Source organism: Cellulomonas sp. IC4_254 (assembly GCF_011603975.1).
Taxonomy (GTDB): domain Bacteria; phylum Actinomycetota; class Actinomycetes; order Actinomycetales; family Cellulomonadaceae; genus Cellulomonas.
This window is the reverse complement of the sequence record NZ_JAANNB010000016.1, coordinates 1-24,864: the sequence shown is the minus strand read 5'-3', so window position 1 is coordinate 24,864 and position 24,864 is coordinate 1. Positions and strand designations below refer to the sequence as shown.

At 74.3% G+C, this 24,864-nt stretch carries 17 protein-coding genes, 2 tRNA genes and 1 pseudogene; 13 read left to right on the top strand and 7 right to left on the bottom strand.

The genetic code is table 11. The features are described from left to right. Positions 1-35 precede the first annotated feature (35 nt). The 4 genes from G6556_RS03200 (at position 36) to G6556_RS03185 (ending at position 7,316) form a co-directional block, all read left to right on the top strand. The gene (locus G6556_RS03200; protein WP_166938553.1) at positions 36-2,591 is read left to right on the top strand and encodes a glycoside hydrolase family 2 protein; all 2,556 of its coding nucleotides are present in this window, start codon (positions 36-38) and stop codon (positions 2,589-2,591) included. Then, positions 2,588-4,015, top strand: a complete 1,428-nt coding sequence (locus G6556_RS03195; protein ID WP_166938551.1) for a family 1 glycosylhydrolase — start codon at positions 2,588-2,590, stop codon at positions 4,013-4,015. Before G6556_RS03200 ends, G6556_RS03195 begins: the two co-directional genes overlap by 4 nt. Positions 4,016-4,109: 94 nt before the next feature. Beyond that, positions 4,110-5,690: a Na+/H+ antiporter gene (locus G6556_RS03190; RefSeq protein ID WP_166938550.1), complete on the top strand. Its 1,581-nt coding sequence runs from the start codon at positions 4,110-4,112 to the stop codon at positions 5,688-5,690. A 54-nt stretch (positions 5,691-5,744) separates the two neighbouring features. Next, positions 5,745-7,316, top strand: a complete 1,572-nt coding sequence (locus tag G6556_RS03185) for an ATP-dependent DNA ligase (RefSeq protein WP_166938567.1) — start codon at positions 5,745-5,747, stop codon at positions 7,314-7,316. 33 nt (positions 7,317-7,349) lie between these two features. Here the strand turns inward: G6556_RS03185 and G6556_RS03180 are convergent, their stop codons facing one another. Beyond that, positions 7,350-8,909 carry a hypothetical protein gene (locus G6556_RS03180; RefSeq protein ID WP_166938548.1) on the bottom strand — a complete coding sequence of 520 codons (1,560 nt, stop codon included), beginning with the start codon at positions 8,907-8,909 and terminating at the stop codon, positions 7,350-7,352. A gap of 74 nt (positions 8,910-8,983) precedes the next feature. On the opposite strand from G6556_RS03180, the pseudogene G6556_RS03175 reads away from it, so the two are divergent. The 4 genes and pseudogenes from G6556_RS03175 to G6556_RS03160 all read left to right on the top strand — a co-directional run. Beyond that, positions 8,984-9,253, top strand: a pseudogene (locus tag G6556_RS03175) (ATP-dependent DNA ligase); the annotation flags it as partial. Between the two features lie 30 nt (positions 9,254-9,283). Further along, positions 9,284-9,592, top strand: a complete 309-nt coding sequence (locus tag G6556_RS03170) for a hypothetical protein (protein ID WP_166938546.1) — start codon at positions 9,284-9,286, stop codon at positions 9,590-9,592. Between the two features lie 251 nt (positions 9,593-9,843). Next, positions 9,844-10,008 (top strand): hypothetical protein, encoded by a 165-nt coding sequence (locus G6556_RS03165; RefSeq protein ID WP_166938545.1) that lies wholly within the window; start codon positions 9,844-9,846, stop codon positions 10,006-10,008. A 163-nt stretch (positions 10,009-10,171) separates the two neighbouring features. Further along, on the top strand, positions 10,172-10,804 hold the full coding sequence (locus G6556_RS03160; protein ID WP_166938543.1) for a hypothetical protein: 633 nt from the start codon (positions 10,172-10,174) through the stop codon (positions 10,802-10,804). Positions 10,805-10,807: 3 nt separating this feature from the next. Here G6556_RS03160 and ligD read toward each other — a convergent pair whose 3' ends face one another. Further along, entirely contained in the window at positions 10,808-12,460 is a 1,653-nt protein-coding gene (gene ligD, locus G6556_RS03155; RefSeq protein ID WP_346774693.1) for a non-homologous end-joining DNA ligase, read from the bottom strand. Between the two features lie 174 nt (positions 12,461-12,634). Here ligD and G6556_RS03150 point away from each other — a divergent pair, with 174 nt between their 5' ends. After that, entirely contained in the window at positions 12,635-14,269 is a 1,635-nt protein-coding gene (locus G6556_RS03150; protein ID WP_346774692.1) for a methyl-accepting chemotaxis protein, read from the top strand. 84 nt (positions 14,270-14,353) lie between these two features. Here the strand turns inward: G6556_RS03150 and G6556_RS03145 are convergent, their stop codons facing one another. Further along, positions 14,354-15,931: a CYTH and CHAD domain-containing protein gene (locus G6556_RS03145; RefSeq protein WP_166938539.1), complete on the bottom strand. Its 1,578-nt coding sequence runs from the start codon at positions 15,929-15,931 to the stop codon at positions 14,354-14,356. Between the two features lie 145 nt (positions 15,932-16,076). On the opposite strand from G6556_RS03145, the gene G6556_RS03140 reads away from it, so the two are divergent. The 3 genes from G6556_RS03140 to gap all read left to right on the top strand — a co-directional run bounded on the left by G6556_RS03140 (position 16,077) and on the right by gap (position 19,319). Then, the gene (locus G6556_RS03140; RefSeq protein WP_166938537.1) at positions 16,077-17,171 is read left to right on the top strand and encodes an epoxide hydrolase family protein; all 1,095 of its coding nucleotides are present in this window, start codon (positions 16,077-16,079) and stop codon (positions 17,169-17,171) included. Between the two features lie 65 nt (positions 17,172-17,236). Further along, positions 17,237-18,193, top strand: a complete 957-nt coding sequence (locus G6556_RS03135; RefSeq protein WP_166938535.1) for a helix-turn-helix domain-containing protein — start codon at positions 17,237-17,239, stop codon at positions 18,191-18,193. Positions 18,194-18,314: 121 nt separating this feature from the next. Continuing rightward, positions 18,315-19,319: a type I glyceraldehyde-3-phosphate dehydrogenase gene (gap, locus tag G6556_RS03130; protein ID WP_166938534.1), complete on the top strand. Its 1,005-nt coding sequence runs from the start codon at positions 18,315-18,317 to the stop codon at positions 19,317-19,319. A 62-nt stretch (positions 19,320-19,381) separates the two neighbouring features. On the opposite strand, the gene G6556_RS03125 is transcribed toward gap, so the two are convergent. Together G6556_RS03125 and G6556_RS03120 are read right to left on the bottom strand one after the other, a co-directional pair. After that, positions 19,382-19,455 (bottom strand) — tRNA-Met (locus G6556_RS03125). Positions 19,456-19,493: 38 nt separating this feature from the next. Beyond that, a complete protein-coding gene (locus G6556_RS03120) occupies positions 19,494-20,426 on the bottom strand; it encodes a hypothetical protein (RefSeq protein WP_166938532.1) in 933 nt (310 codons plus the stop codon). A 95-nt stretch (positions 20,427-20,521) separates the two neighbouring features. On the opposite strand from G6556_RS03120, the gene G6556_RS03115 reads away from it, so the two are divergent. After that, positions 20,522-21,256 (top strand): aldo/keto reductase, encoded by a 735-nt coding sequence (locus tag G6556_RS03115; protein ID WP_346774691.1) that lies wholly within the window; start codon positions 20,522-20,524, stop codon positions 21,254-21,256. Between the two features lie 66 nt (positions 21,257-21,322). Here G6556_RS03115 and G6556_RS03110 read toward each other — a convergent pair. Then, positions 21,323-21,396: transfer RNA gene (locus G6556_RS03110), tRNA-Met, on the bottom strand. Between the two features lie 253 nt (positions 21,397-21,649). Then, complete coding sequence (locus G6556_RS03105; protein ID WP_166938530.1) at positions 21,650-24,685, bottom strand: UPF0182 family protein; 3,036 nt, start codon at positions 24,683-24,685, stop codon at positions 21,650-21,652. Positions 24,686-24,864: the final 179 nt, after the last annotated feature.

Here is a 24,864-nt window from a genome sequence, read left to right as displayed (position 1 = left end):
ACCCTGAGCCACCCCTGCGACATCCGGGAGCACCCGTGCAGCACCACACCCTCGCCGACGGCTGGACCGTCACCGCCACCGCCGGAGCCGTGCCCGACGCCGTCCTCGCCGCGGGCCCGCTCGCCGCCGAGGTGCCGGGGTCGGTGCACACCGACCTGCTCGCCGCCGGCCTGATCCCCGACCCGTACCTGGACGCGCACGAGGAGTCCGTGCGCTGGTTCCACGGCACGGACTGGCGGTACGAGCGGGCGCTCGCGCTGGAGCCGGCCGCCGAGGGCGAGCGGGTCGACCTCGTGCTGGAGGGCGTCGACACCGTGGGCACGGTGGCGCTCGGCGGACGGGTGCTCGGCACGACCGCGAACATGCACCGGTCGTACCGGTACGACGTGCGTCCGCTCGCGGACGGGACCCCGCGGGCGCTGACGGTCGACCTGCGCTCCGCCACCGCCTACGCCGACGAGGTGCGGGACGCCCTGGGCGACCGGCCCTCGGCGTACAGCCCGGTGCCGTTCAACTTCGTCCGCAAGATGGCCTGCTCGTTCGGCTGGGACTGGGGCCCCGACCTGCGCACCGCCGGGCTGTGGAAGCCGGTGCGGGTCGAGCGCTGGTCGGTGGCCCGGCTGGCCCGGGTCCGGCCGCTGGTCACCCTCGACGCCGACGGCACCGGGCGGGTCGCGGTGCACGTGGACGTGGAGCGCTCGGGGCTCGTGGCGGACGGACCGCTGACCGTCCGCGCCGCGGTGCTCGGGGTGGCGGCGTCGGTGACCGTGCCGGCCGGCGATTCCGCCGCCACGGTCGAGCTCGCGGTGCCGGACGCACCGGTGTGGTGGCCGGTCGGGCACGGCGAGCAGCCGCTGGCCGACCTGGACGTGACGCTGGCGGGCGCGGGGCCCGGGGTCCTGGGCACCTGGCGCCGCCGGGTCGGCTTCCGGTCGGTCGCCCTCGACACCGCCGACGACGAGCACGGCACCCGGTTCACGCTGGTGGTGAACGGCCGCCCGGTCGCCGTGCGCGGCGCCAACTGGATCCCCGACGACCACCTGCTGACCCGGATCACCCGCGAGCGACTGGTCCGCCGGCTCGACCAGGCGGCCGACGCGCACCTCAACCTGCTCCGGGTGTGGGGCGGCGGGATCTACGAGTCCGAGGACTTCTACGAGGCGTGCGACGAGCGCGGCCTGCTGGTCTGGCAGGACTTCCTGCTCGCCTGCGCGGCCTACCCCGAGGAGGAGCCGCTGCGCTCCGAGATCGAGGCCGAGGCGCGGGAGAACGTCGTGCGCCTGATGCCGCACCCGTCCCTGGTGCTGTGGAACGGCGGCAACGAGAACGTCTGGGGCCACGAGGACTGGGGCTGGCAGGCGCTCCTCGGCGACGCGACCTGGGGCCGGTGGTACGCCGAGGAGCTGTTCCCCGCCGTGCTGGCCGAGCTCGACCCCACCCGCCCGTACGCCACCAACAGCCCGTTCACCCCGCGGCGCGACCCCGCCGACGTGCACCCGAACGACCCCGACCGCGGCACCCACCACCAGTGGGAGGTGTGGAACCGCGTCGACTACACGGTGTACCGCTCGGAGATCCCGCGGTTCTGCTCGGAGTTCGGCTTCCAGGGTCCGCCGGCCTGGCGGACGCTGGTCGACTCGGTGCACGCGGTCGACGGCGGGCCGCTCGCCGACGCGCCGGTGCCCCAGGAGGACCCGGTGTTCCTCGTGCACCAGAAGGCCGAGGACGGCAACGGCAAGCTCGACCGCGGCCTGGCCCCGCACCTCGGCGTCCCCCGCGACTTCGCGGACTGGCACTGGGCGACCCAGCTCAACCAGGCCCGCGCGGTCCGGCACGCGGTCGAGCACTACCGCGCCTGGTGGCCGCGCACCGCGGGCTGGATCGTCTGGCAGCTCAACGACTGCTGGCCGGTCACGTCCTGGGCCGCCGTCGACTCCGCGGAGCGGCCGAAGCCGCTCTGGTACGCGCTGCGCGCGGCCGGCGCCCCGCGGACGCTGTTCCTCGCCGAGCGCGACGGCGGGGTCGTCCTCGTCGCGACCAACGACACCGACGAGCCCTGGGCGGGCACCGCGCACCTGCGCCGCGAGACGCTCGGCGGGGTGACCGCAGCGGCGGCGGCCCTGCCCGTGGCGGTCGAGCCGCGGTCCGTGGCCGTCGTGCCGCTGCCCGCCGACCTCGCGACCCCGGGCGACCCGACGGGCGAGGTGCTCGCCGCGCGGCTGGCGGACGGCGGGACGGAGCGGCGCGCGACGCACGCGTTCGTCGACGACGTCGACCTGCGGCTCGACCCGGGCGCGGTGCGGGCCACCGCGGCGCGCGAGCCGGGCGGGTACCGGGTCGAGGTCGTCGCGCGGTCGTACGCGGCGGACGTCACCCTGCACGCCGACCGGCTCGCCGCGGACGCGGTCGTGGACGACGCCCTGGTCACGCTGCTGGCGGGCGAGCGGGCGACGTTCCACGTCTCGACGGACGCGGTGCTCGACCTGGCCGACCTCACGGCGGCGCCGGTGATGCGGTCGGCGAACGACCTGCGGGGGGTGCCGCTCGCGGGCGCGCCGGACCTCGAGGCCGACCTCGAGGCGGCCCGGTGACGCGCCGGTTCCCGGACGGCTTCGTCTGGGGCGCGGCCACGGCGGCGTACCAGGTCGAGGGGTCGACCGACGCCGACGGGCGCGGCCCCTCGATCTGGGACACGTTCTCCCGGACGCCCGGCGCCGTGCTCGGCGGCCACACGGGCGACCTCGGCACCGACCACTACCGGCGGTTCGCCGAGGACGTCGCGCTCATGGCCGACCTCGGCCTCGGCGCCTACCGGTTCTCCGTCGCGTGGCCCCGCGTGCAGCCGACCGGGCGCGGGCCCGCGAACCAGGCCGGGCTCGACTTCTACCGCCGGCTCGCCGACACCCTGCTCGCGCACGGCATCGACCCCGTCGTCACGCTCTACCACTGGGACCTCCCGCAGCCGCTGGAGGACGCCGGGGGCTGGCCGGACCGGGACACGGCGTGGCGGTTCGCCGACTACGCCGGCCTGGTCGCCGGCGCGCTCGGCGACCGGGTGCCGCTGTGGACCACGCTCAACGAGCCCTGGTGCACCGCCTACCTCGGGTACGCCTCCGGCGAGCACGCGCCCGGCGTGCAGGACCCGGCGCGCGCCCTCGCGGCCGTGCACACGCTCAACCTGGCGCACGGGCTCGGCGCCCGGGCGGTCCGGGCCGCGGCGGGCGACGCGGCGCAGGTGTCCGTGACGCTGAACCTGCAGGTCAACCGGGCCGCGTCCACGGCGCCGGAGGACGTGGCCGCCAAGGCCCGGCTCGACCGGGTGGCGAACGAGGTGTTCCTCGGGCCGCTGCTGGACGGCGCCTACCCGGAGGAGGTCGTCGCCGAGACGGCGCACCTCACGGACTGGTCGTTCGTGCGCGACGGGGACCTGGACCTGGTGCGGACCCGGCTCGACGCGCTCGGGGTGAACTACTACACGACGGCGCTGGTCGCGGGGGCCGGCGGAGCCGGGGCGGACGGGACCGCCGACGTGCAGGCCGCGTCGCCTGACGGTGACCAGCGGCCGCCCGCCAACCTCGTCACCGGGGTCCGGTGGCTGCACCAGCCGGGCCCCCGCACCGCGATGGGCTGGGTCGTCGACCCCTCCGGGCTGACCGGGCTGCTCCTCGACCTGCACCGCCGGCGGCCGGACCTCCCGCTGTGGATCACGGAGAACGGCGCCGCCTACCCCGACGTCGTGGCCGACGACGGGCGGGTGCACGACGCCGACCGGGTCGGGTACCTGCACGCGCACCTCGACGCGGTCGGCGCCGCCCTGGACGCGGGGGCGGACGTGCGGGGCTACTTCGCGTGGTCGCTGCTCGACAACTTCGAGTGGGCGTACGGGTACGAACGCCGGTTCGGGATCGTGCACGTCGACTACGCGACGCTCGAGCGCACCGTGAAGGACTCGGGGCACTGGTACCGGCGGCTCGCGACCACCGGGGTGCTGCCGGAGCCGGTGCACGCCGGCTGAGGTCCCAGGTCTTGCCGGGCGGGTCGGCGGCGAGCATCCTGCTGCCGTCCCGCCCGGCCGCCGCCCGGCGACCCCGCCCGCCGCAGGAGGCACCGTGCTCACGCTGGAGCTCATCGTCGTCGTGCTGCTGGCGCTCCTCGCCGGGACCGCGCTGGGCCGCCGGTTCGGCGTCGCACCGCCGCTGGTGCTGCTCGTCCTCGGGATCGCGCTCGGCTTCCTGCCGGCGTTCCGCGGCCTGACCGTGCCACCCGAGATGGTGCTCCTGGTCGTGCTGCCCGCGCTGCTCTACTGGGAGAGCCTCACCACGTCGCTGCGGGAGATCCGCGCGAACCTGCGCGTGATCGTCCTGTCCAGCGTGCTGCTGGTCCTGGTGACCGCGGGCGCCGTGGCCGCCGTGCTGCACGCGCTCGGGATGGACTGGGGCCCGGCGTGGATCCTCGGCGGCGTGCTGGCCCCGACCGACGCCACCGCCGTCGCCGGGGTCGCGAAGGGCATGCCGCGCCGGACCCTGACCACCCTGCGCGCGGAGAGCCTGATCAACGACGGCACGGCGCTGGTCATCTACGCGATCGCGGTGCACGCCGTCGCCGAGCCGGTCACCGGCGGCTACCTCGCCGGCCGGTTCACGATCTCGTACCTGGGCGGGGTGGCGGCGGGCGTCGCCGTGTGGTGGCTGGCGGTCCAGCTCCGCGAGCGGGTGCACGAGGCCATCCAGCAGAGCGTGATCAGCGTGCTCACCCCGTTCGCGGCGTTCCTGCTGGCCGAGCTCGTGCACGCCTCGGGCGTGCTGGCCGTCGTGGTCGCGGGCCTGCTGCTCAGCCAGAGCGGCCCGCGGGTGATCCCGGCGGCCGCGCGCGTCCAGTCGCAGTCGTTCTGGGCGGTGGTCAGCCACGTGCTCAACGGCGCGCTGTTCGTGCTGGTCGGCATCCAGCTCGTCACGGCCGCCGACGGGCTCTCCTCGGCCGGGCTGGCGGAGGCGCTGGGCTGGACGGCCGCGGCGTTCGTCGCCGTGATCGGCACGCGGATGCTGTGGTTCCACACCACGCCCTACGTGGTCCGGGCGCTCGACCGGCGGCCGGTGCAGCGGACCCGGCGGGTGTCCTGGCGGCACCGGATGCCCGGGGCGTGGGCCGGGTTCCGCGGCGCGGTGTCGCTCGCCGCCGCCCTCGGCGTGCCCGAGGTGACCGCGGAGGGCGCCCCGTTCCCGGAGCGGGACGTCATCATCTTCGTCACCGGCGGCGTCATCCTGGCGACCCTGCTCGTCCAGGGCCTGACGCTGCCGGCGGTGGTGCGCTGGGCGCGACTGCCCGCCGACGACGCCGTCGACACCGAGCGGCACCAGGCCGAGCAGGTCGCGACCCGTGCCGCGCTGGAGGCGCTGCCCGCGGAGGCCGCGCGGCTCGGGCTGGACGGCAAGGTGGTCGCCAAGCTGGAGGCGGAGTACCGGATGCACGCCGAGGCGCTCGCCGAGGCGGACGCGGAGCGCACCGACGACGGCCGCCCCCGCGAGGCCGACTTCGACGCGCTGCGCCTGGCGGTGCTCGCGCACAAGCGCGCCGCCGTCGTGCAGCTCCGCGACGAGCGGACGATCGACGACATCGTGCTGCGCGAGGTGCAGGCGCAGCTCGACGCCGAGGAAGTCCGGCTCACCCGGGGCGCCCTGTCCCCCGAGTGACACGGTGCGCCGGTCGGCGGGCGGGTGTCGGAGGTCGGCGGCAGGATGACGGACGTGCTGCTCGCCGACGTCGCCGCCACCAGCGCGGGCCTGGCCGCGACCCGCTCGCGCCTGGCCAAGCGCGCCCTGCTCGTCGACCTGCTGCGCCGGACCGGCCCCGACGAGGTGCCCGTCGTCGCGCGCTACCTCGCGGGCGAGCTCCGGCAGCGGCGCACCGGCCTCGGCTGGCGGTCCCTGCGCGACCTGCCGCAGCCCGCGGCCGAGCCGTCCCTCGACGTGCGCGCCGTCGACGCCACCTTCGAGCGGATGACCGGGCTGTCCGGGCCGGGGTCCGCGGGCGCCCGCGCGGCGCTGGCGGCGGAGCTGTTCGGCGCCGCCACCGCCGAGGAGCAGCGGTTCCTCGCCGGGCTCGTCTCCGGCGAGGTCCGGCAGGGCGCGCTCGACGCCCTGCTGCTCGACGCCGTCGCCGAGGCCGCGGGCGTGCCGGTCGCGGCCGTCCGGCGCGCGGCGATGCTGGCCGGTGGCAGCGAGCCGGTCGCCGAGGCGGCGCTCGCGGCGACCGACCCGGAGGCGGCGCGGGCGGCGCTGGACGCCTTCGGGCTCACCGTCGGCCGCCCGGTCCGGCCGATGCTCGCCGCCTCCGCGCCGGACGTCCCCGCCGCGGTCGCGGGGTTCGACGGCCGCGCGGTCGTCGTGGACGCCAAGCTCGACGGCATCCGGATCCAGGTGCACCGCGACGGCGACGACGTCCGGGTCTACACCCGCAGCCTCGACGACATCACGGCGCGCGTGCCGGAGGTGGTCGAGGCCGTCCGCGCCCTGCCCGTGCGCTCGGTGGTGCTCGACGGCGAGGCGCTGACCCTGGACGACGCCGGCCGCCCGCGCCCGTTCCAGGAGACCGCCGCCCGCAGCGCCACCCGGGACGCCGAGCTCGCCGCCACGACCGCGCTGCGGCCGTTCTTCTTCGACGTGCTGCACCGCGACGGCGCGGACCTGCTCGACGCCCCGCTCACCGAGCGGCTCGCCGTCCTCGACGCGATCGCCCCGGACCACGCCGTCGAGCGGGTCGTCACCGCCGACCCGCAGGTCGCGCAGGAGGCGTTCACCGGCTGGGTCGCCGCCGGCCAGGAGGGCGTCATCGTCAAGGACGCCGCTGCGCCCTACGAGGCCGGCCGGCGCGGCGGCGCCTGGGTCAAGGTCAAGCCGCGGCACACGCTCGACCTGGTGGTGCTGGCCGTCGAGCGCGGCTCCGGCCGCCGGGTCGGCTCGCTGTCGAACATCCACCTGGGCGCGCGTGACGGCGAAGGCGGCTTCGTCATGCTGGGCGAGACGAAGCAGGACAGCGACGGAATCGGCTGGGTGATGGTTGGCAAAACCTTCAAAGGGATGAGCGACAAGATGCTCGCCTGGCAAACCGCGCGTTTTCGAGAGCTAGCCGTGGACGATGACGGATGGACTGTCACACTTCGCCCCGAGCAGGTGGTCGAGATTGCCTTCGACGGAGTTCAGCGTTCATCCCGCTATCCGGGTGGTATCGCCCTTCGGTTCGCCCGTGTACTCCGATACCGTCAAGACAAGGCAGCCATCGAGGCCGACACGATCGAAACGCTGCAAAGCATGCTCTAGAACCTGATCCATACGACGTGAGCCGCGGCCGGCTCAATCACCTGTCGATGACCTCGCGCAAACCCGAAGCAGGCTTCTAACCTCGCCCTCACGCGCTTCCGCGCCACACTCCTTACAAGGCGCAGACGGCGTCGATGTAATCAGCATGGTTGAACACGACGGGCAGATGAAGATCTCAGATTCGAGCAGCCTTGTTAGGCCAGTTAGCGGAGCCGTTGCAACTGCCGTCCGCGGGTCCCTGAATGCATACTTGTGAAGTGGCTTGGCGCCGCGACTCTCTTCGCCGATTTTCTCAACCGCTCCCGCCTCAATCCAGCTGACAATCTTGTTCCGCACCGCAGTGGTCGAAATCTTGAACACATCGCTAGCGAGACGCGTATTTGTAAATGAGGGCTGCGGGAGCCTCGTCAAGTCCTTCATGAACCGGCCAAACAGTTCCTGGCTGCGGATCTTTGCGAACTCGTGGATCCCTTTGAGAACCGTGCGCGTAGAAATCAGGATGGGGTAATCTGGCTGTCGCGTATGTTCGGCAACGATCTTCTCGCACATTCGGATCATGTCGCGTGGCGAATTCGGACTGAGATAGGCCAGCAGTCGATGCACGTCAAGATCGCAATCGGCTTCGACCAACTGGTTGAAACTCGTTATGCGATTGTCGGAAAACGCGGCCACGCGACGGCTGAGCATCTCCATCAACTCAGGCACGGTCCAATGCAGGTTCGCGACACCGAGTCGGTCGCCACGTCCGCCATTCTCCACAAAGGGCGATTCGAGAAGATCCCAAAGAAAGAACTTGAAGGCGACACCAGGCTGCTCGACGGTCGTGAGGTCCAAGAGAAGCGGACTAATCAACTCAAACGCTCGCTCAGCGCTGTTTGCAGTCTTGCTCGTCTCGTCGAGTTTGTCCACCAGGATATAGACCGCGTGGAACCCGAGTGCGCTGAAAACCTCCAGCAGTTTTGGAAAGAGGTACGCCAGGGCGGCCGACTCGCGCGCGGTCTCGGACAACTCGGCGGGCAGGTTAACCCCATCGAAGCCGAACTTCTTCATGATTGCTGCGATGCCGACAGCAACAAAGCCGCCATACTTGCGCCATGTGTCTGCCGCCTTGTCTCCCAGCGACTTGACCGACGAGATGGCAATTTCTAGCTCTTGCTGGTTGAGGTCGCTGAGCAGAGCACTCGCGGCATACTTGACCACTTGCTTATTGTGCTCGCTTAGCGCACCGGCACGCGAAGGGTCGTCGGCGATGTGACTGAGGGCGGCCACCGTCAGCAAGCGACATAAGGCCCTTTGGTGATCCGAAAGGGTCGCGGAAAGCGGATCAATCTCAGCAAAGTTCGTGTAGGTCACACATGCGAAGTCGGCACCTTTCCCCGAGGCGATCTCGATCATCCTGCGCTGCGCCGTCTTTCCACTGCCGCGAGGAGCAAACACGATGGTCGATTTCGGCGACTTGGGCGACCCGAGGACACTCTCAAAGTAAGGCGGTGGCACGAAATAATCCGCGAGGCTCTCCTCGTTCTCGGAGTTGGTCGACGCGAAAGGGTCGCCTACGAATCCACAACTCTCAAGGAAGGTCTGTGAGGACACCCTGGACTCCAATGCCGTTGGCCGCTGCGGGCCCAATCTAGCGTGCGCTGCCCTGCGGCCGCAGTCGTTCGTCACTCGTGTCGCGCAAGACGTTCAAGGACATGACGGACGAGATGCTCGCCTGGCAGACCGCGCGGTTCCGGGAGCTGGAGGTCGCCGACGACGGCTGGAACGTCACGCTGCGGCCGGAGCAGGTCGTGGAAATCGCGTTCGACGGGCTGCAGCGGTCGACCCGGTACCCCGGCGGGCTGGCACTGCGGTTCGCGCGGGTGCTCCGGTACCGCGACGACAAGACCGCGGCGGCGGCGGACACGATCGACACGGTGCGGGCGCTGGCACACTGAGACCCTCCACGAGTCTGCGACGCTCGTGACATGTCGGACGCCATCCTCCGCCTCTCGGATCTCCGAGCGGCGCTCGGTCTCGCCCTCGACGCCTTCGAGGCGGAGCACGGGACCGAGCTCCTGATCGCCCGCGACCACTACTGGCACCTTCCGGTCGACCGGGCGTTCGACCTGTCGCGGCGTCCCGCCCGGGACGCCGACCTCACGGTCGGCCAGGTGAGCGACGACCTCGCCGAGGTGCGCGCGCTCGTCGAGGCGGGAGCCGCCGCACCGGCCTGGCACTCCCTCCAGCACGCGATCGGCGTCCTCCGCGCGGTCGAGGACGCCGCCCGCCCCTGAGGCGCCCGCGCACGGGCGGCGCCTGTGCCGTACCGGGACCGAGGTCCCTTCCGCGCCCCGCCGCCCCGAGGCGTCGCGCCGCGCGGACGGGTGATCCACCCCCAGGTCAGCGGGCTCGCCGGGCGCGTGCGGGGGACGATGGAGGCGTGGACCACCACCCCCGGTCCACGGGCCGCGAGGACGCGACCGCTCCCTCGCGGCGACCCGGCCGGTGGCGTGACCCGCCACCCGAACCCGTGCAGGAGGACCCCGTGCACCCCGACCTGTTCCTCGTCGTGTACCGCCAGCGCGAGCGCGAGCTCGAGCACCGGCTCGAGCACCGGCGCTCGCAGTCCGCCCGGGGCGACGCCCCCGAGCGCCGGCCGCGGCACCGCCGCCCGCTCGCCGCGCTGACCGCCGCGCGCCGCCGCCACTGACGCCCGCTGGAGGCCGGGCGGCGCCGACGCCGCCCGGCCTCGCGTCAGCCCTCCGCGTGCGCCGTGACGATCCCGTTCGCCGCGGCCCACTGCCCGAGGTCCCGACGCTCGATGGTGGCGCCGGACGGTTCAGCGGGTGTGCGCACCTGCCGATGCCCTGGGCATGGCCCGCCACGCGTACGACACGTCGGTGCCGCCCCCGTTCGACGCCGACCTCGGCGCGGCCGTCCTGCACCGGATCCGGTCGTGGCTCCTGCTGAGCGCGGCCGCGGTTGCGGCGCAGCTCGCCACGGCCGCGGCGGCCGCACCCGTGGGCCCGGACGCCGTGCTCTGGACGGTGGTCGTCGCTGCTCGCGGCGGAGGCACCGTCTGGGAGGACCTCGTGGCGGCCGATCGGCTCCCCGTACTGGTTCTCTGGCTGACCGTCCCCGGCCTCGTCGTCGCGGGCGCGTCTGCCGCCCACGTCGCCCTCCTCGTCCGGGGCCGCCGACCGCACCGCGGCGTGCCGAGGTGGATGGTCGCCGGCCTGAGCGCCACGCACGCGCTCGCGCCGGGGCTGGTGCTCACGACGATCTCCGCGTGGGCGGGCTGGGGCGAGGCGTGGTCGGTGGTCGCCGCGCTGCTGCCCCAGTTCGGGACCACGGCGGTCGTCGCGGTGCTGTGCTGGCAGCGGCACCGGCTCAACCCGTTCCTCTGGGCGGACCCGATGTCCCGTGGCGACCGCCGAGCGCGCGAGCGCTGGGCACGGCGGCGACCGGCGCCGGGCGCCGCTGATCCGGCCTCGACGGCCCGGTGACCGCTACGCCAGCCGCGGCAGCACCTGCCCCTCCCCGAGCAGCGCGCGGAACGGGTCGCCCCGCTCCGCCACGCGGTCCAGCACCGTGCGGATCGTGAACGCGTCGGGCCGCAGCCAGGGCTCGTCGAGCTCGTCCCAGGTGATCGGCGCGGACACCGGCGCCCCGGCGCGGGCCCGCGGGCTGTACGGCGCCACGAGGGTCTTGTTGATCGCGTTCTGCGTGTAGTCGAGGCGCGCCTGCCCGCCGCGGGCCTTGACCTCCCACTTCCAGCTGACCAGGTCCGGGACCACGGCGCCGACGGTGCGGGACACCCGCTCGACCCACGCGCGGGTGTCGTCGAACGACGGGCCGGTCGCGATCGGGACCCAGATCTGGATGCCGCGCTGCCCGGTGACCTTCGGGACCGCGCGCACGCCCAGGTGCTCGAACGCGTCCCGGTGCAGCCGGGCGAGCAGCAGCACGTCCTCCCACGCGGTCGACGGGCCGGGGTCGAGGTCGACCAGCGCGTAGGTGGGACGCCGCGGCGCGTCCGTGCGCGAGGTCCAGGCGTGCCACTCCAGCGCCCCGAAGTTCGCCGCCCAGATCAGCGCCGCGGGCTCGTCGACGACCAGGTAGGTGCGGGTGTCGTCGTCGTCCGCCTCGGGGTTGTCCCAGCGCGGCAGCCAGTCGGGCGCGTGCGACGGGAGCTCCTTGTGCCAGAACCCGGCGGTCCCGGCGCCCTGCGGGAACCGGTGCATGTTGAGCGCGCGACCGCGCAGGTACGGCAGCACGACCGGGGCGATGCGGGCGGCGTACCGGAGCAGCTGGCGCTTGGTCACCGGCTCCTCGCCGTCGCGGGCCGGGAAGAGCACCTTGTCGAGGTTCGTCACCTTGAGCGTGCGGCCGTGCACGTCCCAGGTCCCGCCGTTCGGGCCGAGGTCGTCGAGCGCGGCGAGCTCGTCGTCGTTGGGCGGGTCGGCCGCCGGCGCGCGCAGGTCCACGGACGCCTCCGCCGCGGGAAGGTCGGAGCGCCACAGCCGGTCGGGGTCCGCCTTGACCTCGTCGTTGGTCCGGCCGCTGAGCACCGAGCGCGGGTGGTCCTCGGCGTCCCAGCCCCGCACCGCGTGCTCGTCGTGCTTGTGCACGAGGATCCACTGCTCCTTGCCGTCCGCGCCGGGCTCGCCCCGGCGCACCAGGACCAGCCGCCCGCGCAGCTTCTCGCCGTGCACGTCGGCGTGCAGCTCCCCCGCGGCGATGGTCGACGCCGGGTCGTCCGTGCCGTGCGGCTCCCAGGTGCCGCGGTCCCAGACGATCACGTCGCCGCCGCCGTACTCGCCGGCCGGGATGACGCCCTCGAAGTCCTCGTACTCCAGCGGGTGGTCCTCCACGTGCACGGCCATCCGCCGCGCGTCCGGGTCCAGCGTCGGGCCGCGCGGCACCGCCCAGGACACCAGCACCCCGTCGACCTCGAACCGCACGTCGTAGTGCAGCCGCCGGGCACGGTGCCGCTGGACCACGAACCGCCGGGGCGCGCCCGGCTCGGTCGGGGCGGGGGTCGCGGCACCCGCGGGCTCCGCGGTCCGGTCGAAGTCGCGCATCGACCGGTAGGTCTCCAGCCCGCGCGCCCCGGCCTGGTCCTTCCCCGCCGACGTCGCACGGCGCCGCCGCTCCGGCACGCTGACCACCCCTTCCCCGGCTCGGACGCCCGGGACCCAGCGTGGCCGAGACCGGCGTCGCGCGCGCGCTCAGCCACCTCGGGACCAAAGTCCCAGAGCGACGGCGTCGCCCTGCCGATGGGTCGGGCGCCGGGGTGCAGGGGGTGCCCCGCGTGCACGCCGGAGGAAGATCCCGTGACCACCACCACCGTCACCGCGGGCGCCCGTCGCCCGTCCGTCCTGTCCTGGCTCGCCGATCGCGGCGTCCGCGCCCGGATCCTGGCCGCCGTCCTGCTCGCCGCCGCCGTGGGCGCCCTGGTGGGCGTCGTCGGCATCGTCGCGCTCGGGTCCACGAACGCCGCGACCACCGCGATGTACGCCGAGAACGTCGTCGGGCTGCAGCAGGCCGCGACCCTGCGCCGGGCCATGGTCCAGATGCGGCTCGACGTCACCAACCACGCGCTGTCCACCGACGACACCGTGCTGGCGCGGTTCGAGGACAAGATCGCGGCGAGCGAGGCCGAGCTCCACGACGCGATCGCCGCGTACGCCGCGCTGCCGCTCGACGACGAGTCGCGGGCGGCGCTCGGCGCCTTCGAGGCCGCGCTCGCCGACTACCTGCGGGTGCGCGACGACCAGCTGCTCGTCGCCAGCCGCGCCGGGGACACGGCCGGGTTCGCCGAGGTCCGCGACGCCGTCGCGCAGCCGATCATCGACGCGATGTCCGCGAGCGCGACGGCGCTCGTCGAGCGCGAGGAGTCCGCCGCCGCCGCGGCCGTCGAGCGGGCGGCCGCGGACTACCGCGTCAGCCGCACGACGGTCATCGGGCTGCTGGTCGTCGGGACCGCGCTGGCCCTCGCGCTCGCCGCCCTGGTGGCGCGGTCGATCGTGCGCGGGCTGCAGCGGGTCCAGGTCGTCGCCGCGGCCCTCGAGCAGGGCGACCTCACCGTGACCGCCGGGCTCACGAGCCGGGACGAGGTCGGCCGGATGGGCACGGCCCTTGACTCGGCCGTCGGCACGCTGCGCGGCGTCATCGGCACCATCGACCGGTCGTCGACGGCGCTGGCGTCGGCCGCCGAGCAGATGTCCGCGAGCAGCGGGCAGATCGCCGCCTCCGCCGAGGAGACCGCGGCGCAGGCCGGCGTGGTCTCCGCCGCGGCGGAGCAGGTGTCGCGCAACGTCCAGACCGTCGCCGCGGGGTCGGAGCAGATGGGCGCCTCCATCCAGGAGATCGCCCGGAGCGCGTCGCGGGCGGTCGAGGTCGCCGGCAAGGGCGTCTCCGCCGTGGGCACCACGACCGCCACGATGGACCGCCTGGGCGAGTCGAGCAAGGAGATCGGCAACGTCGTGAAGCTCATCACCTCGATCGCGGAGCAGACGAACCTGCTCGCGCTCAACGCGACGATCGAGGCGGCGCGCGCGGGCGAGGCCGGCAAGGGGTTCGCGGTCGTCGCGGGCGAGGTCAAGGAGCTCGCGCAGGAGACCGCCCGGGCGACCGAGGACATCGCGCGCCGCGTCGAGTCGATCCAGGCGGACACGGCCGGCGCGGTCACCGCGATCGACGACGTCGCCGGGATCATCGCGCAGATCAACGACTTCCAGCTGTCGATCTCGAGCGCCGTCGAGGAGCAGACCGCGACCACCGCGGAGATGAACCGGAGCGTGGCCGAGGCGGCCACCGGCTCCGGTGAGATCGCGAGCAACATCGCCGGGGTCGCGGGCGCCGCGGACCTCACGACCCAGGGAGCCGCGGAGTCCCGGCGGGCGGTGACGTCCCTGGCGGAGATGTCGACCGACCTGCAGCGCCTGGTGGGCGGCTTCCGGGTCTGAGGCGCGCGCAGCCGGGGCCGCCGAGGTCGCGCGCTGCCGGCGCCCCGGCGTCGGCGGAGCCGCGACCTCGGCGCGGCGGCGTCGCTAGCCGAGCCAGCGGCGGAGCTTCGTCGCCGTCGCCGCGGAGGACACGGCGCGGGCCGCCTGCGCCGTGTCCCGGCCGCGCGCCTCCTCCAGCGCGTGCAGCCGGCCGTACAGGAACGCCACCTCGGTGCTCGGCGCGTGCCGGGCGAGGTCGCGGAGCCGCGCGCGCACGACCACGGAGTCGTGGTGCTCCCCGAGGACCTCCTGGAGGTCCTCCATCCGGCGCGCGTACCGGGCGGCGTCCTTCCCGAGCACGCCGGCGACGGACTCCCCCGCGTACCGGGCGGCCTTCGCGGCCTTCCGCGCGTCGTGCAGCGCGTCGTCCCGGCGCCGGCCCTCGGGGACCCGGCGCGCGCGGCGCAGCCGGCGCCGCACCTTGCGGTCCCGACGGGCGACCTGCGCGGGCAGCACCCGGCGCGCGCGGCGCCGGCCCTCCTCGGAGAACCGCGGCTCGGCGACGAACGACGCCAGGTCGCGCAGCAGGCGCCGGTAGCGGTCGCCGTCGAGCTCGCGCAGCAGCGCGTCGATCGCGTCCTGCGCCGCCCGCCCGAGCTCCGCGTCGGCGGCCACCGCCGCGCCGTGCGTCCCCGTCCCGACGGCCTCCTCCGCACCCGGCCCCTCGACCGCGGACCGCACCCGCTCGCGCAGCACCTCCGCGTCCCGCGCCCGGCCGAGGACGTCCGCCAGCCAGCCGAGCTCGTCCCGTAGCGGCCGCACGACGCCCGGCTCGAACAGCCGGCGGAACGTCCGCAGGGCGTTGCGCACCCGCCGCGCCGCGACCCGCATCTGGTGCACCGCGTCGGGGGCACCCAGCCGGACCCGCAGGTCCTGCTCGCGCAGCCGGTCGAGCTGGTCGGACAGGTACCCCACCACGACCTCCCCGGCGGGCGACGTCGCCGTCAACCGCCGGGGGACGGGGGCGCGCTCGTCCGCCGGGCCCAGCACCCGCTCCAGCTTGGAGCGCTGCCCCGCCGGCCGGACGCCGAGCGCGCCCAGCCGCTCCTCCACCGCGTCCAGCAGGTCGGCGGGACCGTCGACCAGCTCGACCTCGACCTCGCGCCACTCCTCGGCGGCGCCGACCACGTCGCCGGTCGACCCGGAGGGCCGGATCCGCCGGGCGGTGACCCGGTCGTCGACCAGCTCCAGCAGCACCCGCCCCGTGGCGTCGGCGGCCCGGTGCACCGTGCGGGACGTCCGCACCTCGGCGACCGGCCGCAGCGTCGCGCCCAGCGTGGCGGCGTGCACCAGGGCCCGCAGCGTCGCCGGCACCGTGCGGGCCGCCCGGCCGGGCGGCAGCCGGACCTCCGAGCGCTCGTCCGGGCCGGCCGGGACCTTGAGGTGCCAGCCCGCGTCCGGCCCGCCGGTGCGCCGGCGCAGGGTCAGCCCGGCCGCGGCCAGCCGCAGGTCAGCGGTGTCGAAGTAGGTCGCGTCCAGCTCGGCCGCGTCCTCGCCGGTCGCCACGGGCGTCCCGCCGTCCGGCAGCCCGGCCGCCCCCGGCAGGAGCTCGGTCAGCGCCGGCAGCTCGACGTCCGCGTCGGCGGCGTACTTGCGCTCGATCTCGCGGTGCACGTCGGCCATGCCGTCCGTTGTATCGCGGGGCGCTCGCGCGGGCGACCGCTCGGCACCGCGCCGGTGCCGGGCGGGTGGGCCGTGTGTCAGACCCGGGTGCCAGGTTGGTCCCGACCGCACGACGCACGGCACCGCGACCGACGAGGGGACGCACATGCGCGAGCACACCTTCGCCCGGGTCACCCCGGACGCGCTGGACGACCTGGCCGACCGCCTGTCCAGGACCCGCACGGTCCCGGTCCCGACGCTGGGCCGGCCGCTCGGGGTCGACCCCGACCTGCTGGCCGGCCTCCTCGCGCACTGGCGCGAGGGGTTCGACTGGCGCGCGCACGAGGACCGGATCGCCGCCCACCCGTGGGTCGAGACCGAGGAGGCGGCGGTCCCGGTCCGCGCGATCGTCCGCCGGGCGGCCGCGGACGCGCCGGTCGTGGTCCTGCTGCACGGCTGGCCCGACTCGGTGCTGCGGTTCGAGCGCGTGCTGCCCGCGCTGGAGGACCTGACGGTGGTGGCCCCGGCGCTCCCCGGCTTCCCGTTCGCCGCGCCCGTCCCCGGCGGCGGGCTGTCCGCCGTGGCGATGGCCGACGCCGTCGCCGCCGCGGTGCGGGAGGCCGGGTTCGGGCACGTCGTGGTCTCCGCGGGCGACGTGGGCTGCGACGTCGCCGAGGCGCTCGCCGCCCGCCACCCCGCGATGGTCACGGCACTGCACCTCACGGACGTCTCGCAGTACCACTTCCTGGCCGGGCTCCCCGACGACCTGGACGACGAGGAGCGGGCCTACGTGGCCCACGGCCACCGCTGGCAGGCCGAGCAGGGCGGCTACATGCACGAGCAGTCGACCCGGCCCGGCACGCTCGCGGCGGCGCTCGGCGACTCGCCCGCGGGCCTCGCGGCGTGGATCGTCGAGAAGCTCGTGGCCTGGACCGACTCCGACGGCGACCTCTCCCGCGCGTTCACCCCGGACGAGGCGCTCACGTGGGTGAGCGCGTACTGGTTCACCGGATCGATCGGGACCTCGTTCGCCCCGTACGCCGCGGGTGGCGCGAAGGACTGGCCGCGGATCGAGGCGCCCACGGTGTTCACGGTCTTCGCGCACGACCTCGTCAACGCCCCGCGCCGCTTCGCCGAGCGGTTCTTCCGCGTCGCGGACTGGCAGGAGCACGCCCACGGAGGGCACTTCGCGGCCTGGGAGCGGCCGGACGACTACCTCTGGGGGCTGCGCCGGGCGGTCGAGCTGCGCCGCCGGCCCTGACGGGCGCACGGCGCGCGCCGGAGCACGACGGCGGGCCACGAGGTCGCCGGCCGTACGCTGGCGCCGTGGCCGCCCCCCGCCTCCGTCGCGTCGCCGTGCTCGTCCTCGAGGGCGCGAAGCCGCTCGACGTCGGCATCCCGGCGCAGGTGTTCACGAACCGGCCGAGCATGCCGTACGAGGTCCGGGTCTGCGGCCCGACGCCGGGCCTGGTCCGGGGCGGTGACGGCCTGTCGTACCACGTCGCCGACGGCCTCGACGCGCTGGCCTGGGCGGACGTCGTGTTCATCCCCGGGTACCGGCACCCCGACCAGGAGGACCCGCCGGCCGCCGTCGTGGCCGCGCTCGTGGCGGCGCACGCGCGGGGCGCGGACCTCGCCGCGATCTCCACCGGCGCGTTCGCGCTGGCCGCGACGGGCCTGCTCGACGGGCGGCGGGCGACGACGCACTGGCACTACACGCGGGCGTTCGCCGCCCGGTACCCGCGCGTCACCGTCGACGAGAACGTGCTGTTCGTCGACGAGGGCCAGGTGCTCACCTCCGCCGGCGCGGCGTCCGGGATCGACCTGTGCCTGCACCTGATCCGGCGCGAGCTCGGGGTCGCCCCGTCCAACCACGCCGCGCGCCGCCTGGTGGCTGCGCCGTACCGCTCGGGCGGCCAGGCGCAGTACGTGCCGCGCAGCGTCCCGGAGCCGCTGGGCGAGCGGTTCGCGGCCACCCGGGAGTGGGCCCTGCACCGGCTCGGCGAGCCGCTGACCCTGGAGGCGCTGGCGCGGCACGCCGCGGTGTCGCCGCGCACGTTCTCGCGCCGGTTCGTCGAGGACTCGGGCTACACCCCGATGGAGTGGGTCCTGCGGGCGCGGGTGGACGTCGCCCGGGAGCTGCTGGAGCGCTCGCAGCGGTCGGTCGAGCAGGTGGCCGTCGACGTCGGGCTCGGGACGGGCGCGAACCTGCGGCGGCACTTCCAGCGGGTGCTCGGGACCACGCCGAGCGAGTACCGGCGGACGTTCGCCCGCGGCGAGTAGCCCGCCGGCGCGACCACGGGTGGCGGGATCCGTGCGGACCGTGGCGCGCGCGCCGCTGTCGAGGGCGCGCCGGCCCGCCGAGGCTGGTGGCGTCCCGCACAGCGACCCACCGGAGGTACCCATGACCCGCGTCGCCATCAACGGCTTCGGACGCATCGGCCGCAACGTCCTGCGCGCCCTCCTCGAGCGCGGCAGCGACCTCGAGGTCGTCGCCGTCAACGACCTCACCGAGCCGGCGGCCCTCGCCCGCCTGCTCGCGTTCGACTCGACCGCCGGGCGGCTCGGCCGACCCGTGTCCGTCGACAGCGACCACCTCGTCGTCGACGGCCGGCGGATCGCCGTCCTGGCCGAGCGCGAGCCCGCCCGGCTGCCCTGGGCGGAGCTCGGCGTCGACGTCGTGCTGGAGTCCACCGGCCGGTTCGCGAGCGCCGCCGCCGCCCGCGGCCACCTCGACGCCGGGGCCCGCGCGGTCCTGGTCGGCGCACCCTCGGACGGGGCGGACGTCACGATCGCCTACGGCGTCAACACCGACGCCTACGACCCGGCCGCGCACACCGTCGTCTCCAACGCCTCCTGCACGACCAACGCGCTGGCCCCGCTGGCCCTGGTGCTCCACGAGCTCGCCGGCATCGAGCACGCCTTCATGACGACCGTGCACGCCTACACCCAGGAGCAGAACCTGCAGGACGGCCCGCACCGCGACCCGCGCCGCGCCCGGGCGGCCGCGGTCAACATCGCGCCGACGACGACCGGCGCCGCCAAGGCCATCGGGCTGGTGCTGCCGCAGCTCGACGGGCGGCTCTCCGGCGACTCCATCCGGGTGCCGGTGCCGGTGGGCTCCCTGGTCGAGCTCAACGCGACCGTCGCCCGCGACGTCACCCGCGAGGACGTCCTGGCCGCCTACCGCGCCGCGGCCGGGGGCGCGCTGGCCGGGGTGCTGGAGTACTCGGAGGACTTCCTGGTCTCCTCGGACATCGTCGGGAACCCGGCGTCGTCCGTCTTCGACTCGCACCTGACCCGGGTCGACGGGAAGCACGTGAAGGTCGTCGCCTGGTACGACAACGAGTGGGGGTTCTCGAACCGCGTGGTCGACACCCTCGAGCTCATCGGGCGGTCGCAGGGCTGAGCGCCCGCGACGTCGCGGGTACGACGAAGGCCCGGACCGTGCGGCCCGGGCCTTCGCGTTCGTAGCGGGGGCAGGATTTGAACCTGCGACCTCTGGGTTATGAGCCCAGCGAGCTACCGAGCTGCTCCACCCCGCGTCGGTGCCCCCCACCATACGCGAGTCGGGCGCCGGGGCCTATTCGACGGTCTTCCACGGAAGCGCGATGCCGGCCGCGTCCACAGCGGCGCGCGCCCGAGCCGCGAAGACGGGCTCTCCTCCTCCCGGCCCGGGCAGCACCACGGTCCGGTCGCCGGCGAGGCGCTCCTCCATCCCGTGGACGCTCGCGCCCGCGGCACCCCACACGTTCAGGACCGCGTAGGTCCGCGCTTCACCGGCCCGGTGCACCCCGACGGCGAGCCAGCCGTGCGTGTCGCCGTCACGACGGGCGGCTTCCACAGCATCACGGAACCGGTCGGAGTACACGACGAGCTCCAGGTCGGGCACCTGGACCATGTCCGGCCACTCCGTCCCCTCGTGCTCCAGTGCCACGACGAACGGCTTCCACGCCGCGGGCTCGATCTCGACCAGCTCGTGCGCGGCGCACCACCACTCCTCGGCCTGCTCCTCGTCAGGTTCGTCGACGGGGAACCCCGCGGACGGCAGGCCCGTCCCGGACCAGCTGACCCGGACATAGGCGGGGTCCGGCGCGACCGCGGTGCTCGGACAGGCCGCGAGCAGCTGGCGCGCGTCGTTCATGAGGCACCTGAGCAGGTGCCCGAGGTCGCGGTACGGCGCGTCCGCGCGGAGGGTGCCGTCCACCCGGGCCGTCTCGTCGGATCTCGAGAGCCACCAGATCGCCCTGTACAGGCGCGGCAGAAGCTCGCGCGGCGGCCACGGCTGGGTCCGGTCGAGACGTCCGACGCGTTCCACCTCCTCGACCCCTGCGTGGTGCACCAGCGCGACCGTGCTCGCGCTCTCCTTGACCGGCGTCCCGAGCGCCTCCAGGACCGCGATCGCGGTCCGGCGCGCGAGCACCGTGCCCACGTCGACCATCACGGCGTAGTCCCGGGCCGGCCGTGCCGTCCGGTAGGCCGCGAGGAAGTCCTCATAGGCGTCATCGCTCGTCATCGCTCGCTCCCCAGCGTCCTGGACTGCACGTCGACCACGTCCTCGGCACCTGTGGAGCGCTGCTTGAGCGAGGTGCGACGCGACGCGTCGATCGGGTGAACTGCCCCCTCCGGGGAACGCGCCCGCTAGGCGCGCACCAGCAGCCCGTCGACCAGGAGCCGCACATCGGGTTCGGCGAGCCGTCCGCCGAGGAGACGCTGTCCGCCCTCAGCGACCTCGTGCGCCAGGGGAAGGTCCGGGCGATCGGCTCGTCCTCGATGCGGGGCTCGGAGATCGTCGAGGCGCAGCGGGCCGCCCAGCGCCGCGGGTTCGAGCGGTTCCGCACCGAGCAGCCGAACTACTCGATCCTGGACCGCGAGATCGAGCGCGAGATCCTCCCGGTGGCGCAGCGCTACGGGATGGGCACCCTCGTGTACAGCCCGCTCGCCGGGGACGCGCTCACCGGGAGGTACCGGGCCGGGCAGGCGAACGACACGTTCCGGGCGAGCACCGGGATGCGCCACTTCCGTGACGAGCGCCGCCTGGCCGCGGTGGAGCAGCTGCTCGCGCTGGCGGACGAGGTCGGGATCGCGCTGCCGCACCTGGCGATGGCGTTCGCGATCGCGCACCCGGGCGTGACGGCAGCGATCATCGGCCCGCGCACCATGGAGCAGCTCGAGGCCACCCTCGCCGGCGCCGAGGTCGCGCTGCCCGACGAGGTCCTGGACCGGATCGACGCGATCGTGCCGCCGGGCGAGAGCATCGGCGCGCTGGACATGGTCTACCGCGGCCCCGAGGTCGCCGACGCCGCGCTGCGTCGGCGCCCGGCTGCCCAGCGCTCCGCCCGCTAGGCACGACGACCGCACCCCGCACAGCACGAAGGCCCGGACCAGATGGTCCAGGCCTTCGTCTTCTTGTAGCGGGGGCAGGATTTGAACCTGCGACCTCTGGGTTATGAGCCCAGCGAGCTACCGAGCTGCTCCACCCCGCGTCGGTGATCACTACGTTACGCCAGGGTGACGGGCGTTCCAAATCCAGCCCCCGTGCCCTCGGTCACACCCCTCCCGCCCACGTGGGGCGAGGTCGGCGGTTCCGTCCGGCAGACCCCCGGCGGAGCCGCCGACCTCGAGCGCAACCGCCGACCTCGCGCCTCGGCCGCGCCGCAGCCGGCCCCGCCCGGAAGCGGCGGCGGGCCGGCTCCCCCGAGGGAACCGGCCCGCCGCCGTCGTGCGTGCGCCGGAGGCTCAGCCTCCCGAGCCGCCCAGCTCCGCGTCGGCCGCCGCGGCGTCCTCCAGGGCCTCCTGGAGCCGGGCCTGCGCCTCGCCGTAGGCGGCGAAGTCGCCGTCCGCCAGCGCGGCCTGCCCGTCCTGGTAGGCCTGGGTGGCCCGGTCGATGGCCTGCGTCAGCCGGGTCTGGGCGTCCGTCGCACCGGCGCCGGTGTCACCCGTCGGGGCCGGGGTGGGCGCCGGCGTGGCGGTGCCGTCGCCCGTGTCCCCGGTGTCGCCGCCGGTGTCCCCGGTGTCGGGCGGCGTGATCTCGTTGCCGGCGTCACCGGCGGACGTGCCGTCGTCGCCGCCGAACACCTGGTCCAGCGCCTCGTCGAGGGTGCTGGCGAACCCGATCTGGTCGCCGAACGCCACGAGCACCCGCTGCAGCAGCGGGAACTGCGTGCCGGTGGCCGCCTGCACGTAGACCGGCTGCACGTACAGCAGGCCGCCGCCGACGGGCAGCGTGAGCAGGTTGCCGCGGATGACCTCGGAGTCGCCGCGGGCCAGGATGTTCAGCTCGTTCGACACGTCCGGGTTGGACGTGAAGTTGTTGTTCATCTGGTTCGGCCCGGGGACCGTGGAGTCGCGTGGCAGCTCCAGGAGCCGGATCTTGCCGTAGCCGTCCGCGGGCTCGCCTGCGGCGTTCCCGGCCTCGGCGTCGACCGCGATGTACCCCGTCAGCACGTCACGGGCGTTGCCACCCGCTGGCACGTACGTCGACATCAGGGAGAACGTCGCCGCGTCCTGCGTCGGCATCTCCAGCGTCAGGTAGTACGGCGGCTGCGCGACGTTCTGGCCGGCGGCCGTCGGGTCGTTCGGGGTCCGCCACGCGTCGTTGCCGGAGAAGAACTGGCCCGGGTCGGTCACGTGGTAGGTGCCGAGCAGGGTCCGCTGCACCTTGAACAGGTCCTCGGGGTAGCGGATGTGGCTCATCAGCTCCGAGCTGATCTCGGACACCGGCTGCAGCGAGGTGTCGAAGACCTTGCTCCAGGACTGCAGGACCGGGTCGGTGGCGTCCCAGGCGTACAGCGTGACGGTGCCGTCGTAGGCGTCGACTGTGGCCTTCACCGAGTTCCGGATGTAGTTGACCTTCTCGGGCTGGAGGGCCGCGATGGTGGTCGAGGTCTCGGTGAGCGAGTCCACCGTGGCGTCCTCGAGGGACTGCGCCGCGGCGTACGGGTACTGGTTCGACGTGGTGTAGCCGTCGACGATCCACTTGACCCGCCCGTCGACGACCGCCGGGTACACCCGGCCGTCGAGCGTCAGGTACGGCGCGACCTTCTGGACGCGGTCGACCGGGTCGCGGTCGTAGAGGATCTGCGACTCGGCGGTGACCCGCTCGGAGAACAGGATCTGCTCGGAGCCGAACTTGATCGAGTAGAGCAGCTTGTTCCAGAACGTCCCGATCTCCGGGCCGGCCGAGACCTCGCTGGTCGGGAACGACGTGTTGATCGCGCCGCCGGACTCGTCGTCCGGGTAGTCGAGCTCCCACTCGGAGCCCTCGGGGGCGCCGACGATGGAGTAGTCCGGCGAGCTCTGGCCGAAGTAGATCCGCGGCTCGTACTCGCCCATCTCGCCGGAGGACGGGATGCCGCCCTCCCAGAACTCGGGGGCGCCGCTCGACGTCGTGGTGTTGCCGTAGGCCGCGACCACGCCGAACCCGTGGGTGTAGACGGTGGTGTCGTTGGTCCAGTTGCGGCGCTGGGCGTCGAGGCCGTCGAGGTCGACCTCGCGGACCGCGATCACGGTGTCCCGGCTCTCGTCCGCGACGTCGTACCGGTCGACGGACAGGGTGTCGGGGAACGAGTAGAACCCGCGGATCTGCTCGAGCTGGCGGAACGAGTCGGAGACGACCTGCGGGTCGAGCAGGCGGATCGACGCGGTGGTCTCCGCGTCCTCGCGCAGGGCGCCCGGCTCGGCCGTGACGCTCGCGTTGTAGTCCGTGGTCTCGACGTCCTCCAGGCCGTACGCCGACAGCGTCGCGTCGATGTTGCGCTGGATGTACGGCGCCTCGGCGTCCTGCTGGTTCGGGTTCACCTGGAACCGCTGGACGACGGCCGGGTAGACGCCGCCGATGGCCACGGCGCACAGCACCATGACGCCGACGCCGATGGCCGGGATCCGCCAGGAGCCGCGCACCGCGGTCACGACGAACATCACGGCGACGAGCAGCGCGACGACCGCCAGGATGCTCTTGGACGGGATGACGGCGTGCACGTCGGTGTAGGACGCGCCCTCGAACCGGTCGCCCTCGCGGGTGAGGATCGAGTACCGGTCGAGGAAGTAGTTGGCCGCGATGAGCACCATGAGCACCGTGGCGATCACCGACAGGTGCACGCGGGCGGCCTTGGTCATGCGGGGCGTGCCGGCGGAGCCGCCGACGCGGAAGCCGCCGTAGAGGTAGTGCGTCGCGACGGCCGCGATGCCGGAGAGCACGGTGACGGCCATGAGGAAGCTGATGACGAACCGCATGCCCGGCAGCTGGAACATGTAGAACGACAGGTCCATGTGCCACTGCGGGTCGGTCTGCCCGACCTCGGTGCTGTGCATCCAGAGCTGGATGGAGCTCCACTGCTGCGAGGCGGCGATGCCGGCGAACAGGCCGAGCACCGCGGGACCCGCGACCAGGACGACGCGGCGCAGCGGCTCGACGGCCTCGCGGTACGCGTCGAGGCTGGCCTGCTCCTGGTTGGACGGCGCGTACACCGGCCGGGTGCGGTAGCCGATCGCGAGGCTGGCGAACACGGCCCCGCCCATGACGAGCAGGCCGGCGACGAACAGGGCGCCGCGGGTGAGCCACTGCGTCCAGAGCACCTGGGAGTAGCCCAGCTGGTCGAACCACAGGACCTCGGTCCAGAACTGGGCGAGCAGCAGGACCGCAACCACGACCAGCGCGAGCACCACGACGGTGATCGCGATCGGGCTCGGACGCCGACGGCCGGCGGCGCCTCTCGGTGGCCGGGGCGGTCGTGGCCCCCGGGGCTGTCGTGCGGACGGGTTGGCGAAGGTCACGGCCTTGAGGTCCTCGTCGTCGGGTACGGGTCACGCGTGCACGCACCGGGCAGGACGCACACGCTGGGCACAACGCGCCGGGTCGGGCCCAGGTTCCCACAGCCGGCACCCCGCGCACCCGTGCCGGGTACCCGACCGCCCCGCCCCGCGCGGGTGCGAGGATGGCGCCCGTGACGCAG

What these genes read in the sequence shown, in the direction of transcription:
- G6556_RS03145 (WP_166938539.1), bottom strand. Translation starts at nt 15,931, where the DNA reads ATGGCCGACGTGCACCGCGAGATCGAGCGCAAGTACGCCGCCGACGCG.
- G6556_RS03160 (WP_166938543.1), top strand. Translation starts at nt 10,172, where the DNA reads ATGGCCCGCCACGCGTACGACACGTCGGTGCCGCCCCCGTTCGACGCC.
- G6556_RS03170 (WP_166938546.1), top strand. Translation starts at nt 9,284, where the DNA reads ATGTCGGACGCCATCCTCCGCCTCTCGGATCTCCGAGCGGCGCTCGGT.
- G6556_RS03120 (WP_166938532.1), bottom strand. Translation starts at nt 20,426, where the DNA reads ATGACGAGCGATGACGCCTATGAGGACTTCCTCGCGGCCTACCGGACG.
- G6556_RS03140 (WP_166938537.1), top strand. Translation starts at nt 16,077, where the DNA reads ATGCGCGAGCACACCTTCGCCCGGGTCACCCCGGACGCGCTGGACGAC.
- gap (WP_166938534.1), top strand. Translation starts at nt 18,315, where the DNA reads ATGACCCGCGTCGCCATCAACGGCTTCGGACGCATCGGCCGCAACGTC.